Source organism: Thalassospira sp. MCCC 1A01428 (assembly GCF_002115825.1).
Taxonomy (GTDB): Bacteria; Pseudomonadota; Alphaproteobacteria; order Rhodospirillales; family Thalassospiraceae; genus Thalassospira.
This window is the reverse complement of sequence record NZ_JFJZ01000001.1, coordinates 72,923-97,735: the sequence shown is the minus strand read 5'-3', so window position 1 is coordinate 97,735 and position 24,813 is coordinate 72,923. Positions and strand designations below refer to the sequence as shown.

Below are 24,813 nucleotides of genomic sequence, written 5' to 3'. Positions count from 1 at the left end.
GCCCCGTACCGAACCGGGGCCAACTGGCCCAGCCTTGCGGGTGTCAGCGTGCTGGCACCCGTTTTTTTGCCCCTCAACCTAAAGTACAATATGACATCCCCCCCCATATAGAGATAGGCTTCATGACAACAAAATGAATTATCGGGAAAAACCTGATAAATCCAAAGGAGACGTCCCATGGATATTCGCCAGGCAGCCCCGGGTGCTGCATCCCTGACCCATGCCCGTGCCGCATTTGATGCCATATCCCCGCATCTTGGCGAAATCGCCAGGGATTTTATTGCGCGCCTTGCGCCCCCCTCGCCGCCCGATGCTGCGCAAAAAGCAACCGAAATGGCACAATACTGGCAGGAATTGCTAAGTGCGAGCGGCCCCGAAACCATTACCCGCGACCTTGGCAAAAACCCGATTTCGGGCATGGCCCCGTTACCGACCACAACCGCCATTGTCACGGCCTATGAAAATGCCGTTGCCAATGCCCTGCGCCATGTGACATCGCACCTTCGTGGCAGCAAGGCGCAAATGTGTGCCGATGCCATTCGCACCACATTTTATACCGATATGGGCGCGGTTTTAGGCCGTCAGATGCAACAGACAGGGTCTGGTAACACGGCGCGATCCGGCAGTGAAATACAGGCGATTTCGGAAATTATTGAACGCGAAACCGATAATATCATTTCCGAAGTCGGCTTTCAGGCCGGGCGCATGAATGATGTTTCCCAAGTCATGGAAACCGATTCACGGGAATTGTCAAAGCTGGTCGAACGCATTACCGAAACCACGGCCATTGCCAGCGGCAATGTAAATACTGTTGCATCGGCAACCGAGGAATTGCAGGCATCCAGCCAGGAAATTGCCCAGCGCATTCACCAAACCAGCGATATTGCCGGGCAGGCCGTGATCCGGGTTGAGGAAACCACCGGCACCATGGCAAGCCTGTCAAGCACGGCTGGTGAAATTGGCAAGGTGGTTGATATTGTCAAACGCATTTCCGACCAGACCAAAATGCTCGCACTCAATGCCACCATCGAGGCCGCACGGGCCGGTGACGCCGGCAAGGGGTTTGCCGTGGTTGCCAACGAGGTGAAAAACCTTGCCACCCAAACCGAAAAAGCCATTTCCGATATCAATGCACAAATTCAGGCCATTCAACAGGCAACATCAAGTGCGGTTGGTGCCATAGAAGGCATTGGCGGCGCGATTGATGAAGTCAGCCGTCTTTCCAGTGATATTTCCGTATCGGTGGAACAGCAAACCGCCGCCATTAATGAAATTTCGGGCAGCGCACAGGAAGTATCAACCCATATGGCCGGCATTGCCGAAGATATCGGCCTGGCACACAGCAAAGCGCAGAATGCACGGGATACATCGGAAAATCTGCGCGGGCTGGCCACCAACATTCGCCGTGATGTCAGCGAAATGGACCAGCGTTTCAGGGCTGTGCTGCGCACCACAAACACCGGTGATGGCACCGGCAATGGTACCAAAAACAAGGCAGGCCGGCGGGTGCCGATTGCCGTTGATATTATGGTGGATTTTGGCAAAGGCGACAGCCGCACCGGCGTTACCGCCGATATGTCAACCGCAGGCCTTCTTGCCCGGATCGAGGCCCGCGAATCCGATGCCGGAAAACCCGTTTCCATCACACTGGATGGCGACACCCGCCTGCACGGCACCTTAAAGGCGGTTTCAAGCCTGGGGTCGCATATCCAGTTTGACCAGCTTACGGCAGAAGCCCACAAGGTCATCGACGATATGCTGGTTAAAACCCGCGCCCATGACAAAAAAATTGCCGAACTGGGCAAACCGCTGGCACAGCAGCTTGGCAAACTGTTTGACGATGCAGTGCGCCGGGGTGAACTTAAAATCGATGATTTGATGAAACCGCGTTATCAACTGATCGAGGGCACGGACCCCAAACAGTTTACCACCGCATTCCTGAAATTCACCGACACCCATTTTGCCCCCTTGCAGGAAGGCACATTGGGCAAGGATTCGCATATTGTGTTTGTGGCATCGGTTGACCAGAACGGGTATTTGCCGACCCACAATAAAGTTTTCAGCCAACCCCAACGCCCCAACGACCCGGTATGGAACATGGGCAATGCCCGTAACCGCCGCATTTTTGATGATCGCGCCGGATTAATGGCCGCACGCAACACCAAACCGGTATTGCTGCAAACCTATTTCCGCGACATGGGCGACAAGGTTGTCTTTATGAAGGAATGCGATGTGCCGATTATGGTAAATGGCAAACATTGGGGCAATTTACGCATAGGTTATCGCGCCTGAACCAGGCAAAGGCGACATAAACCCCGCTGGCAGCAAAGCGATAAAACCTTGCTGCCAGCGAAAAATATAACAGTATCCCAAGGGTATTGCGGCCTTATCGGAATTCAAAAAGTTCCTGATGGAAACGGGTGGCAGGCAGGCCGTGCCCGGTAAGGTCCCGATACAGGGCAGTGCCAAAGTTGCGCGGCCCGCAAAACCAGAAACTGGCTGTTTTCCAATCTGTTACATCGTTGCGCAACCTGGCACCGGTTAACAGATCATCGCGGCCATCAAGGATAATATGCAGATTAACCCCCGCCTGCTGCGCCAGCATTTTTAACCGGAACGACAGTTCTTCATCCTCGACCGGAACAGAATGATAAAGATCGATGTTCTGGCGTTCAGAGGCGGGCAGGTCTGCCAGTTCCTTTAACCGGGCCAAAAAAGGTGTAATGCCAATGCCGCCACTAACCCAGACCTGCCGTGTTCCAGCGGCATCAAAGGTAAATGCCCCATAGGGGCCTTCGATGCGGGCGGCGCGGCCAACCTGCAAATGCCGGGGTAACTTGCGGGTATAATCACCCAGTGCCTTTACCAACATCTTAAGGTGGCGGTCACTGGCATCCCAGGACGATGCAATGGTAAAAGGATGCGCGCCTTCCTGTTCATCAAAGGTGACAAAGGCAAACTGGCCGGCCTTATGCCCGTGCCAGCCCTGATCGAGCTTTAACGTTATTTCCAGCGACTTAATGGCGGGAAATGATTCGGTTTTTTCCACTGTTGCCATCACAGTTGATTTGCGACCCACCCGATTGGTCAAAACCAGAACGGCACTGTATGCCCCGGCCCCCAGAAAAATTGCCAACAGCACCCCGACAGGGCCTGCCCAGTCATCAAAATTGAACAGAACCAGCGCATGAAACACCAGTGCCAGATAGGCAAAGGCAATAAATTTATGGGTTTTGGCAAACCAGCGATAGGGAACCAGTTTGACCAGGGCAATCACCATCAGGGCCGCCGCGATATAAAAGCTCCATTCGCCAATGCTTTCGGCCAGATGGCGTTGCGACATCAGGAATTTCTGCAACATGCCCCAACCTTCCTGTGAAGGGCGCGGCGGGCGATTGACATTTAACAGCCCCAGGCCCTTAAGCCATTTTGGCCCCTCTACCCACAACCAGTGGGTTACCGCCATAACCAGCGCGGCAATACCCAGCCATTTGTGCAAACGATATGTTTTATCAAGCCCGCCCAGCACGGGTTCAAGCCATTTGGGCCGGGTCGCCAAAATCATGATCAGGCTCATCAGGGAAATTGCCATCAGCCCGGTAAGTTGCAAAACCTGATTGCGCACCAGAATAACATTATCCTGCGCCCAGAAATCAGGATGTTCCACCACCCACAGGCCGGAAACTCCCAGCAGGAAGATACAGAAAATCCATTTTATGTTTCGCATGATATTGTCCTTTGCGCATCCATGGCCAAGCCATCGGGGCCTTTGCCCACAAGCCGGTTAAACCACACTGCGGTCGCAGAACTATGCCAAAACAACGGAAATTTGTACTAAAATGTAACAGCTAACCTTCTGATTTTGCGAATGTTATTCAGACACATCCCAGTCCAGGTATGTAAGTATCGGTTTCCCCTGGATATTCAAACGAAAACCGGAAAGGGCGGTTTTTCTGAACCATATGAAAAGGGCCGCTATAACCCCCTTAGCTATCGATCAATCTGGCTAACATCTATCAGGTCAACGTCACGTCGCAGGGTGCGCTTATAGGCAATCAGTTGCCGGCGCGCCATTAACGGAATCGTGCATCCTGCATAGATTCGCTGTTCGGCGGCAGCATAATCAATATCAAGGACACCCCAATCCCCGGTCATGCCATCCTGAATACGGGGATGGTCATCGCTGCCAATTTCAATTTTTACGCCATCATAAACAAATTGCGCATAGGTCAGATCCCAGCCTGCTTCACGCTGGCGAAGGGCGGGTTTGCGAATATAAGCACCTAGTGCATCAACCAGCGGCCAGAAATGCGCGTCGGGCACAAACAGGTCAATATCATTTAAGGGGCGCGACCCGCCATAAGCCCGCACAGCCAGCCCACCGCAATAAAGCCGCGGGGCCCTGGCATGGTGAAGTTTGCTTTCAATCCATTCCAGCGCTTTCATCGGGCCCCCGCGGCTTTTTAGGTGATCGTTATTTCTAATTGTGCGACGCCAGAATCCGCTGGGCAATTTCACTTTCAAGCTCGGCAGGGTAATCCCAAAAGCCGGGTTTGAATGGTGCCGCCCCGCCCGATGCCAGCCAGTCGATCCCGCGCAACAAAATAGCCGAAAACGGATCAAACAGATCCTTGCCCGACCCGCCCATGCCCGGCGCAAGGTTAAGCAGGCTGCCGCGGTTAAGCAGATAAACCTGTTTGTCATCGCTCAGATCAAAGCGTTCGATATGGCGACGCATCCGGGTTTTTGGCAGGGTATCAAGCCAGGCAACATCAATTTCGGTGTTGGAATGGCCAACATTGACCAAAACGGCCCCGCGCCGCACCTGTTTAAGCTGTATTTTGCCCAATATGCCCGACAGGCCGGTTGCCGTTACAATGATGGCATTGTTTTTAAGGCCGGTTTCCAGGTCCACCACGGCGCACCCGTGATGCTGGGCTTCGAGCGCGCGAACCGGGTCGCGTTCGGCAACCGAAACCACAGCCCCCAGGTTACGTGCCCGCTCGGCCACACCACGCCCGACCGGGCCAAAACCAATCACGAGAACCGTGCGGCCATACAAGGCCAACCCGGTAACATTGGAAAAAACCGGCCACATTTCCTGTGCAACATGGTGGCGGTTATGGAGGCGATCCTTGATGGCGATATCGTTCCAGTTAAAAACCGGAAAATTCAAATCCAGCTTTTCCACCCGGTGAACACCGGTTGTGGTGGCTTCAAGGGCACCATCCACCTTATGGCCTTTTTTAACAAATGCCTCGATCAATTCCCCACCCATATCGGCAATAATATCGGCTGGTTCGTTCGATAAAATATCAATGCTTTTGGCGTATTCATCGGGTGTCATGCCGGAAAAGGCATGAACCTCGACCCCGTTTTGCGCCAGATAGGCAGCGGCAGCATCGTCGGTGCTGTCAGGGTTACAGGCCCCGACCTTTACCCGTGCGCCCGCCTGGACAAACGGCAACAGGGTAGGAATGGTGTCTTCCAGAACATGCTGAAAACTGACGATGGTTTTGCCCTGCAAATCGCGCCGGGCAACATATTTGCCATAGGCGGCGGTCACCGGGCAAATCACCTGGCGCCAGGCCAGGGTTTCGTCGGTAATGTGTGCTGCCAGCGCGGCATCCTTGATACGACTATTCATGGTGTGGGGCCCATTTTGCAAAATGTGATCCGAAACTGGCCATCAGGACAGTGATCTGACTGCCTTGGTAATCGGTTCGATCCAAAATGAAAAGCACCCAGCACAATGCCATAAAAAATACCCCTGCCCCGGGGCTTAACAACCGCACAGAACAGGGGCACACAACCCGTTGCAACGACCACTGATTGCAGACTAGTTTCTATTTACACTGAAAATATTGGTCAGCGCCCGGCTCGACAGCCCATAGGTCTGGCGGATTTCCTCGCGGTTCATACCCTTGCTGTAGTCACCCATAATCAGCGCCCGACGAATGGATTCAGACACGCCCCACGGGGAAGGTATTTCCACATATCCACTGCTGCTTGACAGGTTTAAAATACGCTCATGCAACTTTTGCGAGATATTTAAATCCATTTTGCGGGCCAGATCAGCGCGATCATTACGCAGATAAATTTTACGTCCCCCGTGGCAATACACAAACTCAAGTGCCTCGCGAAAGCCAAAATCCTCGATCAGTTCAGCGACCAGCCATGGCAGTGAAGCCATTATTAATCCACGGTTTTCTTCAAACAAATGTTCCAGTGTCGCGAAGGCTTCGTGATCATAGATCGGGAACCCTTTAAAAATTTGACGTTCCATAGTTCTGCCCCTGGTTACAGTTTCCATCTGTCTTACCTTGTGGTGATTTAAGGTTTAATATCAGTGGAATCATACCCGTTATGCGCGTAATACTTTTAACGTACTCCTAACGGCGAGCAGAAAGCTCAGTCACAACAAAATTTCAGGAGAACAAAATGGATTATACCCTCACCCTTAATGTTGACCCCACGGACCTGAACATCATCAATGGTGCGCAGCAGAAAATCGCCCTGGCAAAACCGGTGGGCAATTCGTCCGTCAGCGTGATCTGGGTGGCTTTTGACCCGTTTGAAAGCAATTCCATTCAGTGGTCGGAAGAATACTGGCTTTATGCTTCGACCGCATCGACGGGCACCAACGGCGAAAAAATCACCAAGTTGTCCGAAGTTCAGCCTGGCCCGTCAATGACCGGCTCCATTTACACCTTTGGCGATAGTGCGACCTTTGGGCAGCCGGTTAAAAGTGCAGATGTGGCATCGGGCACCTTTGCCGCACAGAACGACATGTCCTATGGCAAATACCCCTGCCTGACCTTTGGTCTGTCGCAGACAGCACAGGTCAACCAGAAAATCGAAGAACGCAAGCCGATTTCGGCCAATTCGGTTCTGGCCACCCAGCAGATCCAGGTTACCCCTTACACCCACGTCTATATCTGGCTTGAAGGGCATTTCGAAAGCTCGACCATCATCACCGATGTTACCGGTAAACAGTCGGTGGCCAAATTCGGTGGCGGGGTCAACGAAATCGCCATGACCTATGACGGCAAAAGCGGCCTGTTCCATCAATAATCGTCGTCCCTAACCCGGCCCGGCCTTTGCGCCATACGGGGGCAGCCTCCCTTGCCCCCGTATGGCAGAAAAAAGGAAAACAGCCGTGCAAAACAAATTTTGCACCTTCAGGTGGCTCTCCCCGCCCATCATTTTCGCAATGGCAATGTTTTTAACCATGACAATGGCGTTTGCGCGCCCGGCATCGGCCCGCATTAACTGCACAACTTTAACGCGCCTTGCGACCGTCGATCACATCGACATTAATCAACGTCATGTTTTTTGTGGTGAAATTGGCCGTTACGGGGCTGTTGGTTTTCACTCGCAACCAGATGGCGAAACACCGGATACGGTTAAATTCGATGCCTATAGCAGTGCGCTGGTCATATCACACCCGGATCACGGACAATGGCACACCAACGGAATATACGAATTAAACAATTTTCTGGTCAGCGACGGTATCGATCAGCTTAACAAAGCCAGATCAACCATGTTTCCCGACCATTGCACGATGAACAATGTGCTTGATGCCATCGCGCACGCCGCCCGGCACAATAACATGTCTGGCCCCACCTGCCTGACAACCCAAAACCGGCAATTTGAAATCAGGCTGTTCTGGTTATATGCCAATCCCACCGGGTGGTATGTCAACACCGCCTATCCTCGCCTTTAAACCAGCCCGCCAAAACACTCAAACCCCGCCCGGACAAACACGAGCAAATAAAAACAACGGAAGTCTGCGCCATTTGCGCGGGCTTCCTTTTGCTGTTTGTGATGTTTTACCGCCGGATTTTATGATGGTTGACAGGGAAAAACGGATTTTTTTCAACTTCGTTACAGCAAAACTTGCCCTGACGGGCAGATTGACGCAGCATACCGGCCCCTGATCCTTGCCGATGCGATCAGGGCGGTTCACAATCGGGTTCTCAAATGCCTGTGAGCCAGTCTGGTGCCTTGCTGAAACCTGGTGCCAGATTACATATCGGGCGGGTTCTAACGGAGACGATAAATGGCTGCGTTTTTGCAAATCGGTGTTTTGCTGGCGATGGCGGCGGTAGGCATCATTCTGGTGCTGGGCATTATTACGATGGCCCGGGGCAAAAGTGCGCGGACATCCAACAAACTGATGCAATGGCGCATTATTGCGCAGGCAGGCGCGATTTTGTTGCTGTTGATTTTATCTGTCATGGCGATGGGTCACCACTAGATTAGCCCCCACAGCGAACGCCAGCCCGGATCAACGCCAATTCGGATAATACCGGGCCATTCGGTCATCAAACAGGAAACGAACACGCAAAACATGGTTCAGCTGACACGCATTTACACCAAATCAGGCGACAAGGGCAAAACCGCCCTTGGCAACGGCAAACGGGTTGCCAAAAGCGACATTCGCGTTGAAGCCTATGGCACGGTGGATGAAACAAATGCCGTCATCGGTGTTGCCCGGCTGCACAGCGCCGATGCGCCCGGGATTGATGCCATGCTGGCGCGTATTCAAAATGATCTGTTTGATCTGGGGGCAGATTTATGCACGCCGGGCGATGGCACCGATGACACAGGCGACTATCCGGCCTTGCGCATAGTCGAAAGCCAGGTAACCCGGCTGGAAAACGAAATTGACGCCATCAATGCCGATCTTAACCCGCTAAAATCCTTTATCCTGCCCGGTGGCACAGCGTTGGCCGCCCAGTTGCACGTTGCGCGCACCGTTTCGCGCCGCGCCGAACGGCAAATGGTTGAACTGGCCGCACAGGAAAACATCAACCCGCAGGCCATACGTTATATCAACCGCCTGTCGGACCATATGTTTGTGCTGTCGCGCCATGCCAATAATGGCGGCAAGGACGATATTTTATGGCAACCGGGCCTGACCCGCGATGCCGCCAAAGACGATACAAAATAGAATTAGGTTTCAGAAAGGCGTAATTCAGATTGCCAGCCTTCCTGAAAATATTGTTTTTGATCCCGGTTATTCCGGTTGCCGGGGTCAAATTTTCAGTAAAGAAGTTGTCGTTAACGTTAACCTCTTTACGTAAATTGACAAGCCTGCATGTGCCGATTATTGTGCATCGCAGGGAAAACAGTAACACCGGGTGTATCAAGCCGTTAAAAGGGTGATGCATCCATTGGTTAGACAACAAAAACGAACAGGTCTGTCATGAAGGTTCTTGTCGCCGTTAAGCGCGTTGTGGATTACAACGTCAAGATCCGAGTCAAACAGGACCAGTCCGGCGTTGAATTAAACAACGTCAAGATGTCCATGAACCCGTTTGACGAAATTGCCGTTGAAGAAGCCGTCCGCCTGAAGGAAGCCGGCAGTGCCACCGAAGTGGTCGCTGTATCCCTTGGGGTGAAACAATCGCAGGAAACCCTGCGCACGGCCCTTGCCATGGGTGCAGATCGCGCCATTCTGGTAGAAAGCGACGATGAATTGCAGCCGCTGGCGGTTGCCAAGCTGCTAAAGGAAGTGGTGGCAAAAGAAGCCCCCGATCTGGTTATTCTGGGTAAACAGGCGATTGACGATGACGCCAACCAGACCGGTCAGATGCTGGCGGCATTGCTGGGCTGGCCGCAGGGTACGTTTGCATCCAAGGTCGTAATTGCCGATGGCAAAATGGATGTCACCCGTGAAGTTGATGGCGGCCTTGAGACCATCAAGCTGGACCTTCCGGCGATTGTGACCACCGATTTGCGCCTGAACGAACCGCGCTATGCATCGCTTCCCAATATCATGAAGGCCAAGAAAAAGCCGCTTGATACCCTGTCGCCTGCCGACCTTGGGGTCGATACCGCACCGCGCCTGAAAACCCTGAAAGTGACCGAACCGGCATCACGCAAGGCGGGCATCAAGGTTGCGGATGTCGCCGAACTGGTCGACAAACTTCGTAACGAAGCCAAAGTAATTTAAGCAGGGGCAGGTCATATGAGCATTCTAGTTATTGCCGAACACGACAATACCGAATTAAAGGGCGCAACCCTTTGCACCATCGCCGCTGCCAAAAAGATTGGCGGTGACATTACCGTACTGGTTGCCGGTGAAAACTGTGCCGCCGTTGCCGATGCCGCCGCCAAAGCCGATGGCGTTGCCAGGGTTTTGCTGGCTGACAATGCCGTTTACGGCCATGCACTGGCTGAAAACCTGGCCGGTCTGGTGATTGAACTTGCGGGCGATTACAGCCACATCCTGGCTGCATCCTCGACCACGGGCAAAAACTTTATGCCCCGCGTTGCGGCCCTAAAGGATGTCGCGCAAATTTCCGACATCGTTGATGTTGAAAGTGCCGATACCTTTGTGCGCCCGATTTATGCCGGGAACGCCTTGGCAACTGTTCAGTCTTCCGACAACCTGAAAATAATTACAGTGCGGACCACGGGTTTTGACCCGGTTGCAGCTGAAGGTGGATCGGCCAGTGTTGAAACCGTTGCGACGGCATCGGATTTTGGTAAATCCAGCTTTGTCGGACAGGAATTGACCGAGTCGGAACGCCCGGAACTGGCGGCAGCGTCGGTTGTGATCTCTGGCGGGCGCGGCATGGGGTCGGGGGAAAACTTCCACCTGATCGAACCGATTGCCGACAAACTGGGTGCCGCCATTGGCGCATCACGCGCAGCAGTTGATGCAGGGTACGCCCCGAACGACTGGCAGGTGGGTCAGACTGGCAAAGTTGTTGCACCGCAGCTATACATTGCGGTAGGCATTTCAGGTGCTATTCAGCACCTTGCCGGCATGAAGGACAGTAAGGTCATTGTTGCGATCAACAAGGACGAAGACGCACCGATCTTTTCGGTTGCCGATTACGGACTTGTTGCGGACCTGTTCGAGGCCCTTCCCGCATTGGCGAGTGAACTCGACAAATAGTCAGATCCTTTTTGGATAGGGATTAAGTGGGGAAACATGGCTTCATTGGATGATATCAAAACAATCGGCGTCATTGGTGCCGGTCAGATGGGCAACGGAATTGCCCACGTGATCGCACTGGCCGGTTATGACGTCCGTCTTCTTGACGTATCGGAACAGGCACTTGAAAAGGCGCTGGTTCAGATTGGCAAGAACCTGGACCGCCAGCTTAAAAAAGAGATGATTTCGCAAGCAGAGAAAGACGAAGCGTTGTCCCGGATTACCACCGGGGTAGAATATACGTTTTTGTCTGACTGCAATCTTGTCATCGAAGCGGCGACGGAAAACGAAGAAGTCAAAAAGCAGATCTTCAAATCGTTGTGCCCGGTTCTGGGTGAAGAAGCCATTATTGCGACCAACACCTCGTCCATTTCGGTGACGCGCCTGGCATCCTACACCGACCGGCCGTCAAAGTTCATGGGCATGCATTTCATGAACCCGGTGCCGTTAATGAAACTGGTTGAACTGATCCGTGGCATCGCCACCGATGAGACAACCTATCGCACCATTCATGAATTGACGAAAAAACTGGGCAAGGACACGGCAAGCGCCGAAGATTTCCCGGCCTTTATCGTCAATCGCATCTTGCTGCCCATGATCAACGAAGCGGTCTATACCCTGTATGAGGGTGTGGGCAATGTGCAGTCGATCGATACCGCCCTGCGGTTAGGTGCCAATCACCCGATGGGCCCGCTGCAACTGGCCGACTTTATTGGTCTCGATACCTGCCTGTCGATCATGCATGTTCTGCATGATGGCCTGGCCGATACCAAATATCGTCCGTGCCCGCTTCTGGTCAAATATGTCGAAGCCGGCTGGCTTGGCCGCAAGGTTGGCCGCGGCTTTTACGACTATTCGGGCGATGAACCGGTACCAACCCGCTAAACCGGTTGCCAAATCAATTTTCAAGCCATCACCTTCGGGTGGTGGCTTTTTTTGTATTTCGGCAACCTTTCGTCGCAAACACAAAAAATTCGCAATCAAATCAGTTGATCTTATCGCCTGAATTTGTACTCCTGTAGGTAATAAAATTAACGGGAGGCGTTGCGATGTTTATGGGAATTGATGTTGGCACATCAGCGGTAAAAGCCCTGCTGATGGATGACACATCGGCAATTGTCGCCGAAGCCGACATTGCCCTGTCGCTTAGCAATCCTCACCCGTATTGGAGCGAACAAAACCCGGCCGACTGGTGGGAAGCCACCCTGCAGGCAATTGACCTGATCATGGCAAACAATGCCCGGGCATTATCGCAGGTCCGTGCCATTGGGCTTTCAGGGCAAATGCATGGCGCCGTGGTGCTGGGCGAGGACGACACCCCGCTACGCCCGGCCATTTTATGGAATGACGGCCGCGCCAAGGCCGAATGCGACGACCTCGAATCCGCGCTTCCCGGCCTTGCCCTGCGCGCCGGTGTGGTCGCCATGCCCGGTATGACGGCACCCAAAATCATGTGGCTGCGCAAACACGAACCCGATGTGTTTGAGGCGATTCGCACCATCATGCTGCCCAAGGATTATATCCGCCTGCATTTGTGCGGCGAAAAGGCGACTGAAATGTCTGATGCCGCCGGGACATTATGGTTAGACGAGGAAGCACGCGCCTGGAACCCCGATGCCATTGCCGCCACCGGCCTTAACGCCGATCAACTACCGCCGCTCTTTGAAGGAAGCGATGCCACAGGCACGCTGCGCCCCGATTTGGCCGCGCGCTGGGGCATGACTAAAAATGTTGTCATTGCGGGTGGCGGCGGCGATGCCGCCACCGGGGGCATGGGGGCCGGGGCCGTTACCCACGGGGCGGGTTTTATTTCGCTTGGCACGTCATCACAACTTTTTGTCGCATCTGATCGCTATCGCCCGAAACCGGAACTGCTGCTGCACAGCTTTGCCCATGCGGTGCCCGATCGCTGGTTTCAAATGGCCGTTTTGCTCAACGGGGCCAGTTGCCTGGCGTGGGTGGCAAAAATGCTGGGCGAAACCAACATTTCAGACCTGTTGGCACGAACCGAGGCACAACATAAAAAACCGTCTGATCTGATGTTTTTGCCCTATCTGAGTGGCGAACGTACACCGCATAACAACCCCTATGCACGCGGGGTGTTTTTTGGCCTGGGCACCAACACCACCCGCGAACATATGGTGCAGGCGGTGCTGGAGGGCGTAGCCTTTGCCCTGGCCGATGCGCAATCGTGCCTGCATGCCGCTGGAACACATTGCGAATTACCCGGCGTCATTGGCGGCGGCGCACGCAGCCTTTACTGGACACAAATGATAGCCGATATCATGGGCACCCCGCTGGCACGCTATCAGGGCGGGGCCAAAGGCCCGGCATTTGGCGCAGCAAGGCTGGCACGCCTGGCAGCGAAGGATGGCACCATCGAGGATGTTTGCACGCCCCCCGTCATCGAAAATGTTTTAAAACCCGATGCGCACCGACACGAACAATACCTGCCCCGCATGGCCAAGTTTCGCCGCCTGTATGATGCGCTGGCCAACGAATTTCAGGATCACTAGAAACTGAGGCTGATCAGTATCAAAGCATAAACATCCAGCCCCGGTCAGACAGACGACGGGGTGATCCCGGTTTTGGCATTATCAAGCGGTGCCAGGCCAAGCCGCTTGCGGCCAGCGGCCAGTATCTCGTCAGAAAATTGCGGATCATCGGCGATGCGGGCCATAATGACCGAGCCGATCAGGGTGGCAACATTGGCAATCGCCACCTCACGGTCATCGGCTGCATCAGCATCCACGTTACCATCAATTCCGGGCTGAATATTTTCCCCGCCGGATTTTGGCCGGGCCATTTGCCCAACAAAATGATGCAAATTGTGGGTTAAATCGCGCCGCAAACCTTCATTGCCGCGCACCAGTTCCGTACCAAGTGACGAGAACACGCAAGAGTGATCAACATGGTCGCGATGCCGGCGGCTGAGATACAAATCTGAAAAATCCTGTGCTGAAATGCCGTCATCGACCAACAGGTCATTTGGCACTCCCAGGGAGGCCTGCACCAGATCATCCTTTGATTTGAAATGGTTATAAAACCCGCCATGAGTCATTCCGGCGGCCTTCATCACATCATTTACCGAAACCCCGGAAATACCATGCTGTCGAAACAGGCAGGCTGCGGCGGCCAGAATACGGCGACGATTGGCGTCTACCTGGCTTTGCGACAGCTTCATGAAAACCTCCTGTTGACTCTAATAATGTTAGTCATCATCATAAGGAAATATACATGAACAGGCAAGGGCGATGCCCTGCAAAAATCCGGAGAATTTCCTATGTCGCAGTCAAATAAAAGTACGGTTGCCATTACCGGTGCGTCCACCGGCATCGGTGCCACCTATGCCGACCGTTTTGCCAACCGTGGCCATGATTTGCTGATTATTGCCCGCAACGAACAACGCCTTAATGCCCTGGCAGAACGCCTGCGGGTCGAAACCGGTGTAAAGGTCGATATTCTTGTTGCCGATTTGACCGATGCTGCGGACCTTGCAAAAGTTGAAGACCAGCTTGCCAGCCTGCCCAATCTTGGCATTCTGGTGAACAATGCCGGTATGGCGGCCCATGGCGGTTTCACGGATGCGACGTCTTTAGAAATCCGCAACCTGATTACGTTAAATGTAACAGCCTTAAGCCAGCTTAGTGCTGCCGTTATTCCGCGTTTTGTTGAAAACAAAGCCGGGGCAATTATCAATATCGCGTCCGTCGTCGGGCTGGCCCCGGAATTACCGCTGGGCTATTACGGGGCAACCAAATCCTTTGTTATCGCCCTGTCGCACGCAATGAATATTGAACTGGCTGCAACCGGTGTGCATGTTCAGGCCGTGTTGCCCGCCGCCACCCGTACCGAAATATGGGAACGTTCAGGCCGCAATGTTAACGACCTTGATGGCGTGATGGAGGTGAACGAACTGGTTGATGCCGCCCTTGCCGGTTTTGACAAAGGCGAAACCATCACCATTCCCCCCCTGCACGACGAAAATTTATGGCTGACCCTGGAAGATGCCCGCAAGGCAATGCTGCCGCATTTGCTTAACGGGCAAGCCGCACCACGTTATCAGGCGTAAACCCATCCCTGCCCTTTGATAAAAACCAGCACCGGTCCTGTATTGCCTGCCATTACACATGGCGGGCAACAAGGGGCCGGTGCTTGCAATTCACAGATAAACCAGATCCGGCCGGTTCATTGGCCCGCGCGCAACAGGCACGCGATACCGAGCGCCAATCAGTCGTTTGTCAGATCGGTGAAATACTTGATAATCGCCGGATCGGCCCACGGTGCCACCCCTTCGACATAGCCAATCACATTGCCATCTTTACCGATCAGAATGCTGGTTGGCAGGCCGCGCACCTTGAACGAGCGTGCAAGCGCGCCTTTGGGGTCAAGGGCAACATCAAGGTTATGAATATCGTTTTCGTCGAAAAACGCCTGCACATCCTTGGCACCGCCGCGATCCTGGCTAATCGCAATCACGCGAAACGGTTTATCGGCCATTTTATCGGCCAGATCGTTCAGATCAGGCATTTCGCGCACGCACGGCGCACACCATGTCGCCCATAAATTGACCAGCATCACCGTGCCCTTGAACCCTTTCAGGTCATGGATATTGCCGTTTTCGTCGCTAAATTCGGTTTTATCGGGCAGTGGCCCGGCATGTGTTGCGGTATCAAGTTTGGAAAGTTGATCAGGGACAGCCACATTGGCAAAGGCAGGGCTTGCATAAATGGCGGATATGGCGACAATCACGCCAAGTTTTATATATTGAAGCAGCGCCTTCACAACACACACCTTTCAGACCAAAGCGAAAACAACATGACCGACCAGACTTCTGCCAACCCGAAAAACGCCAACGCCTTGTGGGGCGGTCGCTTTGAAGCAGGCCCTTCCGCAATCATGGAAGAAATCAATGCCTCGATCGGGTTTGATAAACGCCTGTATGCCCAGGACATTCAGGGATCAAAGGCCCATTGTGCCATGTTGGTCAAACAAAACATTATTCCGGCTGAGGATGGCGAGAAAATCATCGAAGGTCTAGACCGCATTCTTCAAGAAATCGAGAGCGGCCATTTCGTGTTTTCGACCGCCCTTGAAGATATTCACATGAATGTCGAAAGCCGCCTGCGCGACCTGATCGGCCCGGCAGCAGGCCGCCTGCATACCGGCCGGTCGCGAAATGACCAGGTTGCCACCGATTTCAAACTGTGGGTGCGTGACGTTGCCTTGAATGACCTTGAAGCAGGCCTTGCCGGGTTGCAGGAAGCCCTGATTGGTCAGGCAGAAAAAAACATCGATACCGTGATGCCGGGCTTTACCCATTTGCAGGCGGCCCAGCCGGTAACATTTGGCCACCATATGCTGGCCTATGTTGAAATGTTTGGCCGCGACCGCTCTCGCGTTGCCGACTGCAAGGTTCGAATGAACGAAAACCCGCTGGGCTCTGCCGCCCTTGCCGGTACGCCCTACCCGATTGACCGGCACCTGACATCGGAAACGATGGGGTTTGACCGCCCGGCAGCCAATTCGCTCGATGCCGTGTCGGACCGTGATTTTGCGCTGGAATATCTCAATGTGGCCTCCATTACCGCCATGCATCTGTCGCGCCTGGCCGAGGAAATGGTGATCTGGTGTTCGGCCCAGTTCAAATTTGTTGGCATGTCCGATAAATTTTCGACCGGTTCATCGATCATGCCGCAAAAACGCAACCCCGATGCCGCCGAGCTGATCCGTTCGAAAATTGGCCGGATTGTGGGCTGCTATAATTCGCTGATGCTGTCGATGAAAGGCCTGCCGCTGGCCTATTCCAAGGACATGCAGGAAGACAAGGAACCGGTTTTCTTTGCCCATGACCATTTGGGCCTGTGCGTTGCGGCCATGACCGGCATGGTCGCCGATATGAAGGTCTTTGCCGATAACATGCGCAAGGCTGCCGGGGCCGGTTACATCACCGCAACCGACCTTGCCGACTGGCTGGTGACCGAACTGGGCATGCCGTTCCGCGATGCACACCATGTCGTTGGGGCAACTGTGAAACTGGCCGAAACCATGGGCTGCGACCTGGACCAGTTGCCGCTGGAAGAACTGCAGAAAATCGAGCCGAAAATCACCAGCGCGGTTTTTGATGTGTTGACCGTGGAAGCATCGGTTGCCGCCCGCAAAAGTTTTGGTGGCACGGCCCCGGAACGTGTTCGCGAATCCGTTGCCGCGGCAAAGGAAAGGTTTTTGAAATGAAAAATCACACGATAACCCGCCATGGCACGCGTGCGCTGATCTTGGCGCTGGCAGTGACCATGGGCCTGGCCGTTGCCGCCTGTGGCAAAAAAGGCCCGCCTGTACCGCCAACAGATGCTGGCAAAGATTACCCGCGGAGCTATCCCAGCCAATGAACCATTTTGAGTATGTTGATGGTGTTCTGAACGCCGAAGGCGTTTCGATACCGGAACTGGCCGACCAGGTCGGCACCCCGTTTTATTGCTATTCCACCGCAACCCTGGAACGCCATTACAAGGTGTATGCCAGCGCGTTTGACGGGCTGGATGCCACGGTTTGTTATGCACTGAAGGCCAATTCAAACCAGGCCGTGATCAGGACCCTTGCCAAATTGGGGGCCGGGGCCGACGTGGTTTCGGTGGGGGAAATGCGCCGTGCCCTTCGCGCGGGCGTCGCTCCGTCAAAGGTTATTTTTTCGGGCGTGGGCAAGGCCGATGCCGAAATGCGCGAAGCACTGGATGCCGACATTGCGCAAATCAATGTCGAATCGATCCCTGAACTGATCGAACTGAACCGCGTTGCCCTGGATATGGGCAAAAAGGCCCGCATTGCATTGCGCATCAACCCGCATGTCGATGCCAAAACCCACGAAAAAATCGCCACGGGCAAGGCCGAAAACAAATTCGGCATCGACTGGACCCGCGCGATTGAGGTTTACCGCGATGCCGCCAAAATGGATGGTATCGAAATTACCGGTATTGCCATGCATATCGGTTCGCAATTGACCGACCTGACCCCGTTCCGCGAGGCCTTCACCCGCCTGGCTGGCATGGTCGAGGAATTGCGGACATATGGTATCGATATTAAAAACCTCGACCTTGGCGGCGGGCTTGGCATTGCCTATCAGGGCGAAACACCGCCCCTGCCCGAGGCCTATGGCCAGATGGTGCGTGAAACGGTGGGGCACCTTGGTTGCCACATCACCCTGGAACCGGGCCGTTTGATTGTGGGCAATGCCGGTATCCTTGTTTCGCGCGTCATGTATATCAAAGACGGCGAAGCCAAACGCTTTGCCATACTTGATGCCGCCATGAACGATTTGATCCGTCCGACATTGTATAACGCCTATCACGAAATCATTGCCGTTAATGAAGCAGGCGATGATGACAAAATGGCGTTGATGGACGTGGTTGGCCCGATTTGCGAAACCGGCGATACCTTTGGCAAAGACCGCAAACTGCCCGATAACCTGCAACCGGGGGATCTTGTTGCGATCTGTTCGGCCGGGGCATATGGCGCGGTCATGTCGTCGACCTATAACACCCGTGCGCTGACCCCCGAAGTTCTGGTTAGCGGCGATAAATTCGCCGTTATCCGCGAACGCCAGTCCATTGATGAATTGATCGGACTGGACAAAATTCCGGGCTGGCTGGATTAATTTCACCGCATTGCGGGGAGTTGCCCCAAAACGGCCCTTGGGCCAATATCGAACAGGGTCGCGCGCGTCGCGGCCCTTTTTTTGTCCCTGATCACGCGGTCTTTGCTTGACCTTAAGCATTGCACGTCCAAACTGATAACAAGATCCACCACAGGGCCGTTTGCGTGAATATGTTGGTCACATCCGCCCGGCTGGAACGTCGGCTAAAAATCGCCAGTCTTGTTTTGACGTGGGAACGGGTGTGGCCACGCCTGATCCCCGTTTTGGCGATTATTGCCAGTTTCGTTGGCCTGGCCCTGACCGGCGTTATTAACCAGTTACCACCGATCGTTCATTTATGCCTGTTGGGGCTTGCGATTATCGGGCTGGGTGTTTTTGGTGTTTTTGCATGGCGCGCCCTTAAATCCCCCCCCGCCATTCAGGTCATGGCGCGGATAGAGGCCGAAAACAACCTGCACCACACCCCCCTGCAAAGCCAGACCGATGGCATTGCCGCATCGGACGACGCCCTGACAACCTATTTGTGGCAACGCCAGCTGCGCGCCAACGAAACCAAAACCGGCCATTTGCACCTGCCACGTCCCCGCCCGATACTGGCCAGGCACGACCCGTTCGGGCTGGCCGTGATACCGGTATTGCTGCTTTTCGTTGGTGTGATGGTGGCACATGGCAAATATGGCGACCGCCTTTCAACAGCACTGGCCCCGCTTAGCCGGTTAAGCGGGGCTGCTTTTTCCACCAGTTTGTGGGTAACACCCCCTGCCTATACCGGCAAAATCCCCCGTGTTATTAACCCTGGACATGAAGGTGCCATCACCTATTTTACCGCGTCAAATAATGGGCTGGGCGCCACAGCCCCAAACGAAGGTAACGGGCGAACCAGTGCCACATGGAATGGCAGCAACAGTGTTTTAACCCGACCTGATCTCGGATCAGAAACACCTGGCGCGGACAAATCAGGGCAAAATACAAACGAAACGGCAGGGCGTGATGACACCAGTAGCGACGCCAGCGATGAAAACCAGCCGGTGCAGTTACGTGTTCCGGCAGGCACCATTCTGGCAGGCAGCATCACCAGTGCATGGCAACCCACCCTGATCGCCCCTGATGGCCACAAACGGCCGCTTGGAAACAGCGAAAACAACAGTTATTCCGTTTCAACATTGCTGGACCAGCCCGGCGAATGGAACATTACGGTCTGGGGTACAAGCCGGTTGCGAATGCAGGTTGATATTGTTGCCGATATTCCGCCGGTTCTGGCTTTTGTTGCGCCCCCCACAACCACAAAACGCGATCATGTCCGCCTGGATTACATTGCAAATGACGATTACGGCATTCGCACGCTAAACCTAATGATCAGCCCGCGCCTTGAAGCCACTGCGGCTTCGGTCTATGGCAAAATCGAGCCTATTACCATCAACCTGACCGGTGGGACCGACGGATCATCTGCTAAAAATCAGCGCGATAGTTACGCAGAAAACGGTCCGGTTAACGGTGGCGATGATGGTAACACACCAGAAACAACACCGGATAGTGCAACCAACGATGCACCCGTATCCGTTAACAACCTGCATGGGCCTTATTTTTTGAATCTGGTTGCGCATGCCTGGGCCGGGTTGCCGGTAAACCTGCAACTTGTCGCCACCGATAATTTCGGCCAAACCGCCAAAAGCGAAATACAGTCGCTGGTATTGCCCGAACGGGAATTCACCCATCCGGTTGCTCGCAAGCTGATTGATATTCGTAAACTTTTACTGCGCTATCCCGACCAGGCACGCGACCTGCGCAACAGCCTGTACCCGGTGTTAAACGCGCCCCAGGCATATGGCGGCGATATCGGGGTCTTTCTGGGCCTTTCGGTGGCAACAGCACGGTTATCGGCCCACCTTGACGATATTGCCTATCACCAGAATGTCGGCGATCTTTTGTGGCACATTGCCGAGGAAATTGAACGTGGCCATTATGGCCTGGCCGAACGCAACCTGATCGAAGCCGAAGAAAAACTACTGGATGCCCTGTCAAACCCGGACATCGGCGAACAGGAAATTTCCGACCTGATCGAACGTTATCGTCAGGCCTTAAACGAATATATGGCCGCACTGGCGCAAAAAGATGCCCCGATGCGCCCGGAAAATGCGCCGCACGGCCAGATGATTGAACAACAGGACCTCTCACGCGTCATTGACCAGATCGGGGCGCTGATGCGGTCGGGGGCACGCAACGAAGCCCGCGACCTGATCGACCAGTTGCGCCAGCTGGTTGAAAACATGCAGGTCAGCAGCGACGGCAAAGGACAGGACATCACACAACCCCTTCGTCAGATGCTCGATGGTATGCGTGACCTTGCCCGACGCCAGCAGGAATTAATGGACCAGGCGAACCAGCGCAGCAATGACGCGCCCAGCAGCCAGGACCGTGCACAAACCCAACAGCAATTATCCGACGATGCCGGTTCCCTTACCAACAATAACGCCTTTGACCGTTTCGGGGATAGCAGCGGCCTGAAAAGTGCAATTGATGCCATGAAACGCGCCTCTGACGCCCTTGCCCATGGTCGCCAGCATGAAGCCCTGCAACAGCAACAAAACGCCCTGCAAAGCCTGCGTGAAGGTATTGGCGCCCTGGGCCAGGCGCTTGAAGGGCTAAGCAAAATGATGCCCATGTTTGATGAACTGGGCCAGCCGGGCCAGCGTGACCCGCTGGGACGGCCGGTGGACGGCGAAAATGGCACCCATATTCCCAATGCCGATACACTCAATAAAACCTGGCAAATATTACAGGAACTGCGCCGGCGCTCCAGCGAACCGGGCCGACCGGTACTTGAACATGACTATATCGACCGGTTGCTAAAACGGTTCTAACAACCATTGGCCAAGCACCTGGTAACATCCGCCTGCCCCACATATCGACAACCACGCATGCCAACGGGGCAGGAAACCTGCGCGTTACGGCACACTGCGACAAGATGCAATGCCTTCAATAGCTGATATGCCCGCGATACGGTGTAGCAGTGCCCGACATTCGCAACACCCCGCCCCTCTGCACCAGTGACCGATGCCATTACCGGCCAATTACCCGATAAATTTTTGCAAACCGCGATCCCGCCCGGGTAACCATTATACTCTGACGTTACAGCCCTAGATACGCCGCCAAACAAAACGGGCAGCACCCGCTGGTACTGCCCGTTTCACAATTCTTTCAGGCGGCATTATCACCCGGTGATAATGCCTTAAGGCTCAACGGCTTCACGCGGGTCAAGGAAGGTTACCTGAAGGCGCGTGGCTGTCGGGTTTGGTTTGCGGATTTTGGTTTCCACGTTCAATGTCTTACCTACCGGCAAAACCTGTTCCTGAATGGGCATCCCGGGTTCAACCTGTGCCGCCTGCTGATCATAAATCAACGGAACTTTTTTGCGCTGAACCACCCGGTCAAGCGGATCAAGAAGTTCGATCAGCAAATAGGGCAGCGAACGGTCAACCTTACTGATATTAACGATTTCAGCGCGCACCACCAAAACATCCACGCCGTCTTCTTCTTCACGGGTCGGCGGCATTTCCTTAATATCAAGACCTTCGCCAACATGGGGCACATCCAGGCCAACCATGTCATACATTTTGGCGATCGGCGGCCAGGCGTTGATCAAGGCATCCTTGGCAAAATAGGCGCCGGCACCAATCCCGATGATGATCAGCAAAAACAGGATCCAGCCGACAATGCCCTTTTTCGATTTGGGCGCCGGGTCGTCATTTCTATTGAGCTGACGCGGAAAGGGTGGCGGATCGGGAATACGGTCCGCACCTTCAAAACCGGCATCGACATCGCCGTCATACTGGCCCGCACCAAAATCCCCCCCAGCGGCCCCATCGCGGGCAAAGGGGGGTGGTGTCATTTCCTCGTCACCGGCAGATGAAACCGGCGCGGGCGCAGGCGCAGCCGGCGCAGCAGGTTTCGCCCCCGGAGGGTCCTGATGCCAACTGTTACCGCAACTTTTACAGCGTACAGTTCTGCCTTTCGGTCCGATAGACTCGGCCTTTACAGAATATTTTTTAGAGCAGTCTGGGCAAGTTATGATCATTGCAAACCTGGCATAAAGCTGTCAGCAGCTCGAATTCCGAACCTAGGGTCAGGACCCATTGAATACAGGAAAAACGGTCGACGGACACCCCCCGCTTTTCGCCGCTTCATACTATATGTAAATAGCGCCGATTTAACAGACTGTTAAGCAAAGATAACAGAAGCTGGATAAAGCAGCGTATAAACTGCGTTCAAGATCACATACCAATGCCATAAAACACACCCTTGATTGATAATTTTTTATGTTAAAACAGTGCCATGCCCGGTAACGCCATGCGCACATTTGCATATCCACGCATTTTTAAGGCATTTTCAGGTATAAGCCGGTCTGTGGCGTCGTTTGGCGGCAGATCATGCCCAAACGCACCACCGCCCACAACGCAGTCAGGAGGACGCAGGTGAACGATGTCGTCAGTTTTCGCAATGTCGGGGTCCGTTATGAATCGGGACCGGAAGTTCTGCGTGAACTGAACTTTTCCCTGACACGCGGCAGTTTTCACTTTTTAACCGGGGCATCCGGGGCTGGCAAATCCACCCTGATGCGTCTGCTTTATCTGGCATTACGACAGACACGCGGCGAAATCAGCATTTTTGGCCGCGACAACATTCGCATCCCGCGCGATGAATTACCGGCAATACGACGTAAAATTGGCGTCGTCTTTCAGGATTTCCGCCTGATCAACCATCTATCGACCTTTGAAAACGTAGCTTTACCCTTGCGCGTGGCCGGGGTTGAAGATTTGCAAATTCGCAAAAACGTGACCGAATTGCTTGAATGGGTCGGCCTCGGCGATCAGATCAACGCCATCCCGTCGCGGCTTTCGGGCGGGCAACAGCAACGTGTGGCCATTGCCCGTGCTGTCATCAGCCGCCCGGCCCTGTTGCTGGCCGACGAACCAACCGGCAATGTCGATGACCGTATTGCCATGCGCCTTTTATACCTGTTCGAGGAACTGAACAAACTGGGCACCACCGTGTTGATCGCCACCCATAACCGCCACCTGATAAGGCGGTTCGGACATAAACACTGGCTGCTCGAAGGTGGCACCATTCACGACCTTGACCACCGGCCCCAGGCGTAACAGCGACCACACCGCAAAACACCAAGACAAAAAGCAGGAAATACCCAGGCATTATGGCATTCCGTTCCCGTCCCTCGCATTTGCCGCTTGAAAACGACTCCTCAAGCAGGTTCCTGCCCAGCATCGTGGCGCTGATGGTGGCGTTGCTGACATTTTCGATTGTCGGCCTTGCTGTATTGCACGATACCGTTGGTCGCTGGGCCACCCAGATTGACGGCAGCCTGACCATTCAGGTGCCCCCAACGGGCCTGTCGCAACTCGAACCAAAACAACGCGAAGCGGCCCTGGAAGAACGGGTTCAAACAATTATTGCCGCTGTTTCAGGCCAACCCGGTGTTGCCCGCATAGCCGAACTTAGCCCCGATAAAATGGTTGAACTGCTTGAACCGTGGCTTGGCCCCAATGAAATGATCAGCGATCTTCCCATACCGCGCATCATTGAAATTACCCCGTCATCGGGCTTTGATTTTAATGTGCTTGAAGCAACAGTTTCCAGAACCGCGCCAGAAGCCGTCCTCGACGATCACCGGATCTGGCTGGAACGGATCAGCGATGTCGCCGTGTCGGTTGAAATGGCGCTGCTTGCGCTGATTGGTGTTTTGTTTGCCGCCACCACGTTATCGGTATTTTTCGCTACCCGCTCCGGCCTGTCCATTCATAAATCGATCATTGAATTACTGCATCTGATTGGCGCACCTGATGGTTATATTGCCGGTCAATTTGCCCGCCACACCATGCGACTGGCCTTTTTGGGCAGCCTGATCGGCATTGCCATTGCCTTGCCGGTATCGCTTTTGATTGGTTATCTGGGGTTACGTGCGGGCTGGCAAATTCCGGCCACCCTGCATTTGCCGCTGTTTTTTATTCTGGTGCTGATCGTTCCTGTTGCCATTTCGTCGGTGGCATGGTTAACGGCAAAGCGCACCGTCCTGAAGGTGTTACGGCGGATGTTATAACCACAACATTGATTTTATGTTGTTTTATCTCTTACACTTTGCCCGCTCACCCTGCCTGCACCGGTAGACAACCCCACCTTGAATGTGCGTAATGTATGC

At 54.1% G+C, this 24,813-nt stretch carries 23 protein-coding genes; 16 read left to right on the top strand and 7 right to left on the bottom strand.

The annotated features are described in order from the left end of the window. The first annotated feature begins 177 nt into the window (after positions 1 to 177). A complete protein-coding gene (locus THS27_RS00460) occupies positions 178 to 2,292 on the top strand; it encodes a methyl-accepting chemotaxis protein (RefSeq protein WP_085587050.1) in 2,115 nt (704 codons plus the stop codon). A 94-nt stretch (positions 2,293 to 2,386) separates the two neighbouring features. Here the strand turns inward: THS27_RS00460 and THS27_RS00455 are convergent, their stop codons facing one another. The 4 genes from THS27_RS00455 to THS27_RS00440 form a co-directional block, all read right to left on the bottom strand. Beyond that, complete coding sequence (locus tag THS27_RS00455; RefSeq protein ID WP_085587049.1) at positions 2,387 to 3,727, bottom strand: ferric reductase-like transmembrane domain-containing protein; 1,341 nt, start codon at positions 3,725 to 3,727, stop codon at positions 2,387 to 2,389. 263 nt (positions 3,728 to 3,990) lie between these two features. Further along, on the bottom strand, positions 3,991 to 4,446 hold the full coding sequence (locus THS27_RS00450; protein ID WP_085587048.1) for a hypothetical protein: 456 nt from the start codon (positions 4,444 to 4,446) through the stop codon (positions 3,991 to 3,993). A 34-nt stretch (positions 4,447 to 4,480) separates the two neighbouring features. Beyond that, on the bottom strand, positions 4,481 to 5,647 hold the full coding sequence (locus tag THS27_RS00445) for an adenosylhomocysteinase (RefSeq protein WP_085587047.1): 1,167 nt from the start codon (positions 5,645 to 5,647) through the stop codon (positions 4,481 to 4,483). A 192-nt stretch (positions 5,648 to 5,839) separates the two neighbouring features. Beyond that, entirely contained in the window at positions 5,840 to 6,286 is a 447-nt protein-coding gene (locus THS27_RS00440; protein ID WP_085587046.1) for a hypothetical protein, read from the bottom strand. Positions 6,287 to 6,441: 155 nt separating this feature from the next. Between THS27_RS00440 and THS27_RS00435 the strand changes: the two genes are divergently transcribed. The 8 genes from THS27_RS00435 (at position 6,442) to xylB (ending at position 13,467) form a co-directional block, all read left to right on the top strand. Continuing rightward, positions 6,442 to 7,074, top strand: coding sequence for a hypothetical protein (locus tag THS27_RS00435; protein WP_085587045.1), 633 nt, complete (start codon positions 6,442 to 6,444; stop codon positions 7,072 to 7,074). Between the two features lie 85 nt (positions 7,075 to 7,159). Further along, positions 7,160 to 7,726 carry an EndoU domain-containing protein gene (locus THS27_RS00430; protein ID WP_168184789.1) on the top strand — a complete coding sequence of 189 codons (567 nt, stop codon included), beginning with the start codon at positions 7,160 to 7,162 and terminating at the stop codon, positions 7,724 to 7,726. Positions 7,727 to 8,062: 336 nt separating this feature from the next. Next, a complete protein-coding gene (locus tag THS27_RS00425) occupies positions 8,063 to 8,260 on the top strand; it encodes a twin transmembrane helix small protein (protein WP_085587043.1) in 198 nt (65 codons plus the stop codon). Positions 8,261 to 8,353: 93 nt separating this feature from the next. Further along, positions 8,354 to 8,956, top strand: a complete 603-nt coding sequence (locus THS27_RS00420) for a cob(I)yrinic acid a,c-diamide adenosyltransferase (RefSeq protein WP_085587042.1) — start codon at positions 8,354 to 8,356, stop codon at positions 8,954 to 8,956. Between the two features lie 255 nt (positions 8,957 to 9,211). Further along, positions 9,212 to 9,961 (top strand): electron transfer flavoprotein subunit beta/FixA family protein, encoded by a 750-nt coding sequence (locus THS27_RS00410; RefSeq protein ID WP_085587040.1) that lies wholly within the window; start codon positions 9,212 to 9,214, stop codon positions 9,959 to 9,961. Positions 9,962 to 9,976: 15 nt separating this feature from the next. Beyond that, positions 9,977 to 10,912, top strand: a complete 936-nt coding sequence (locus tag THS27_RS00405; protein WP_085587039.1) for an electron transfer flavoprotein subunit alpha/FixB family protein — start codon at positions 9,977 to 9,979, stop codon at positions 10,910 to 10,912. A gap of 36 nt (positions 10,913 to 10,948) precedes the next feature. Further along, on the top strand, positions 10,949 to 11,836 hold the full coding sequence (locus THS27_RS00400; RefSeq protein WP_085587038.1) for a 3-hydroxybutyryl-CoA dehydrogenase: 888 nt from the start codon (positions 10,949 to 10,951) through the stop codon (positions 11,834 to 11,836). A 164-nt stretch (positions 11,837 to 12,000) separates the two neighbouring features. Then, entirely contained in the window at positions 12,001 to 13,467 is a 1,467-nt protein-coding gene (gene xylB / locus THS27_RS00395) for a xylulokinase (RefSeq protein ID WP_085587037.1), read from the top strand. Between the two features lie 44 nt (positions 13,468 to 13,511). Here xylB and THS27_RS00390 read toward each other — a convergent pair whose 3' ends face one another. Beyond that, positions 13,512 to 14,135, bottom strand: coding sequence for a TetR/AcrR family transcriptional regulator (locus THS27_RS00390; RefSeq protein WP_085587036.1), 624 nt, complete (start codon positions 14,133 to 14,135; stop codon positions 13,512 to 13,514). Positions 14,136 to 14,234: 99 nt separating this feature from the next. On the opposite strand from THS27_RS00390, the gene THS27_RS00385 reads away from it, so the two are divergent. After that, positions 14,235 to 15,023: an SDR family oxidoreductase gene (locus tag THS27_RS00385; RefSeq protein WP_085587035.1), complete on the top strand. Its 789-nt coding sequence runs from the start codon at positions 14,235 to 14,237 to the stop codon at positions 15,021 to 15,023. 158 nt (positions 15,024 to 15,181) lie between these two features. Here THS27_RS00385 and THS27_RS00380 read toward each other — a convergent pair whose 3' ends face one another. Next, positions 15,182 to 15,736 carry a TlpA disulfide reductase family protein gene (locus tag THS27_RS00380; protein ID WP_085587034.1) on the bottom strand — a complete coding sequence of 185 codons (555 nt, stop codon included), beginning with the start codon at positions 15,734 to 15,736 and terminating at the stop codon, positions 15,182 to 15,184. Positions 15,737 to 15,769: 33 nt separating this feature from the next. Between THS27_RS00380 and argH the strand changes: the two genes are divergently transcribed. The 4 genes from argH to THS27_RS00365 all read left to right on the top strand — a co-directional run bounded on the left by argH (position 15,770) and on the right by THS27_RS00365 (position 21,463). Beyond that, positions 15,770 to 17,185 (top strand): argininosuccinate lyase, encoded by a 1,416-nt coding sequence (gene argH / locus THS27_RS00375; RefSeq protein ID WP_085587033.1) that lies wholly within the window; start codon positions 15,770 to 15,772, stop codon positions 17,183 to 17,185. After that, on the top strand, positions 17,182 to 17,340 hold the full coding sequence (locus THS27_RS26825; RefSeq protein WP_168184786.1) for a hypothetical protein: 159 nt from the start codon (positions 17,182 to 17,184) through the stop codon (positions 17,338 to 17,340). The genes argH and THS27_RS26825 overlap by 4 nt, the downstream gene beginning before the upstream one ends. Further along, positions 17,337 to 18,602 (top strand): diaminopimelate decarboxylase, encoded by a 1,266-nt coding sequence (gene lysA, locus THS27_RS00370; RefSeq protein WP_085587032.1) that lies wholly within the window; start codon positions 17,337 to 17,339, stop codon positions 18,600 to 18,602. The genes THS27_RS26825 and lysA overlap by 4 nt, the downstream gene beginning before the upstream one ends. 170 nt (positions 18,603 to 18,772) lie before the next feature. Continuing rightward, positions 18,773 to 21,463: a DUF4175 domain-containing protein gene (locus THS27_RS00365; protein ID WP_085587031.1), complete on the top strand. Its 2,691-nt coding sequence runs from the start codon at positions 18,773 to 18,775 to the stop codon at positions 21,461 to 21,463. 368 nt (positions 21,464 to 21,831) lie between these two features. Here the strand turns inward: THS27_RS00365 and THS27_RS00360 are convergent, their stop codons facing one another. Next, positions 21,832 to 22,677, bottom strand: a complete 846-nt coding sequence (locus tag THS27_RS00360) for a DUF3426 domain-containing protein (RefSeq protein WP_085587030.1) — start codon at positions 22,675 to 22,677, stop codon at positions 21,832 to 21,834. A gap of 397 nt (positions 22,678 to 23,074) precedes the next feature. On the opposite strand from THS27_RS00360, the gene ftsE reads away from it, so the two are divergent. Together ftsE and THS27_RS00350 are read left to right on the top strand one after the other, a co-directional pair. Then, entirely contained in the window at positions 23,075 to 23,758 is a 684-nt protein-coding gene (ftsE, locus tag THS27_RS00355; protein WP_085587029.1) for a cell division ATP-binding protein FtsE, read from the top strand. Between the two features lie 53 nt (positions 23,759 to 23,811). Next, positions 23,812 to 24,714, top strand: a complete 903-nt coding sequence (locus THS27_RS00350) for an ABC transporter permease (protein WP_085587028.1) — start codon at positions 23,812 to 23,814, stop codon at positions 24,712 to 24,714. The last annotated feature ends 99 nt before the right edge of the window (positions 24,715 to 24,813 follow it).

Bases quoted from the DNA above. Each gene is read 5' to 3' on its own strand.
- THS27_RS00425 (WP_085587043.1), top strand. From the start codon at position 8,063: ATGGCTGCGTTTTTGCAAATCGGTGTTTTGCTGGCGATGGCGGCGGTA.
- argH (WP_085587033.1), top strand. From the start codon at position 15,770: ATGACCGACCAGACTTCTGCCAACCCGAAAAACGCCAACGCCTTGTGG.
- THS27_RS00390 (WP_085587036.1), bottom strand. From the start codon at position 14,135: ATGAAGCTGTCGCAAAGCCAGGTAGACGCCAATCGTCGCCGTATTCTG.
- THS27_RS00440 (WP_085587046.1), bottom strand. From the start codon at position 6,286: ATGGAACGTCAAATTTTTAAAGGGTTCCCGATCTATGATCACGAAGCC.
- THS27_RS00365 (WP_085587031.1), top strand. From the start codon at position 18,773: ATGTTGGTCACATCCGCCCGGCTGGAACGTCGGCTAAAAATCGCCAGT.
- THS27_RS00420 (WP_085587042.1), top strand. From the start codon at position 8,354: ATGGTTCAGCTGACACGCATTTACACCAAATCAGGCGACAAGGGCAAA.
- THS27_RS00460 (WP_085587050.1), top strand. From the start codon at position 178: ATGGATATTCGCCAGGCAGCCCCGGGTGCTGCATCCCTGACCCATGCC.
- THS27_RS00400 (WP_085587038.1), top strand. From the start codon at position 10,949: ATGGCTTCATTGGATGATATCAAAACAATCGGCGTCATTGGTGCCGGT.
- THS27_RS26825 (WP_168184786.1), top strand. From the start codon at position 17,182: ATGAAAAATCACACGATAACCCGCCATGGCACGCGTGCGCTGATCTTG.
- THS27_RS00405 (WP_085587039.1), top strand. From the start codon at position 9,977: ATGAGCATTCTAGTTATTGCCGAACACGACAATACCGAATTAAAGGGC.
- THS27_RS00360 (WP_085587030.1), bottom strand. From the start codon at position 22,677: ATGATCATAACTTGCCCAGACTGCTCTAAAAAATATTCTGTAAAGGCC.
- THS27_RS00435 (WP_085587045.1), top strand. From the start codon at position 6,442: ATGGATTATACCCTCACCCTTAATGTTGACCCCACGGACCTGAACATC.
- THS27_RS00445 (WP_085587047.1), bottom strand. From the start codon at position 5,647: ATGAATAGTCGTATCAAGGATGCCGCGCTGGCAGCACACATTACCGAC.
- THS27_RS00455 (WP_085587049.1), bottom strand. From the start codon at position 3,727: ATGCGAAACATAAAATGGATTTTCTGTATCTTCCTGCTGGGAGTTTCC.
- THS27_RS00450 (WP_085587048.1), bottom strand. From the start codon at position 4,446: ATGAAAGCGCTGGAATGGATTGAAAGCAAACTTCACCATGCCAGGGCC.
- THS27_RS00410 (WP_085587040.1), top strand. From the start codon at position 9,212: ATGAAGGTTCTTGTCGCCGTTAAGCGCGTTGTGGATTACAACGTCAAG.
- xylB (WP_085587037.1), top strand. From the start codon at position 12,001: ATGTTTATGGGAATTGATGTTGGCACATCAGCGGTAAAAGCCCTGCTG.
- lysA (WP_085587032.1), top strand. From the start codon at position 17,337: ATGAACCATTTTGAGTATGTTGATGGTGTTCTGAACGCCGAAGGCGTT.
- THS27_RS00385 (WP_085587035.1), top strand. From the start codon at position 14,235: ATGTCGCAGTCAAATAAAAGTACGGTTGCCATTACCGGTGCGTCCACC.
- THS27_RS00350 (WP_085587028.1), top strand. From the start codon at position 23,812: ATGGCATTCCGTTCCCGTCCCTCGCATTTGCCGCTTGAAAACGACTCC.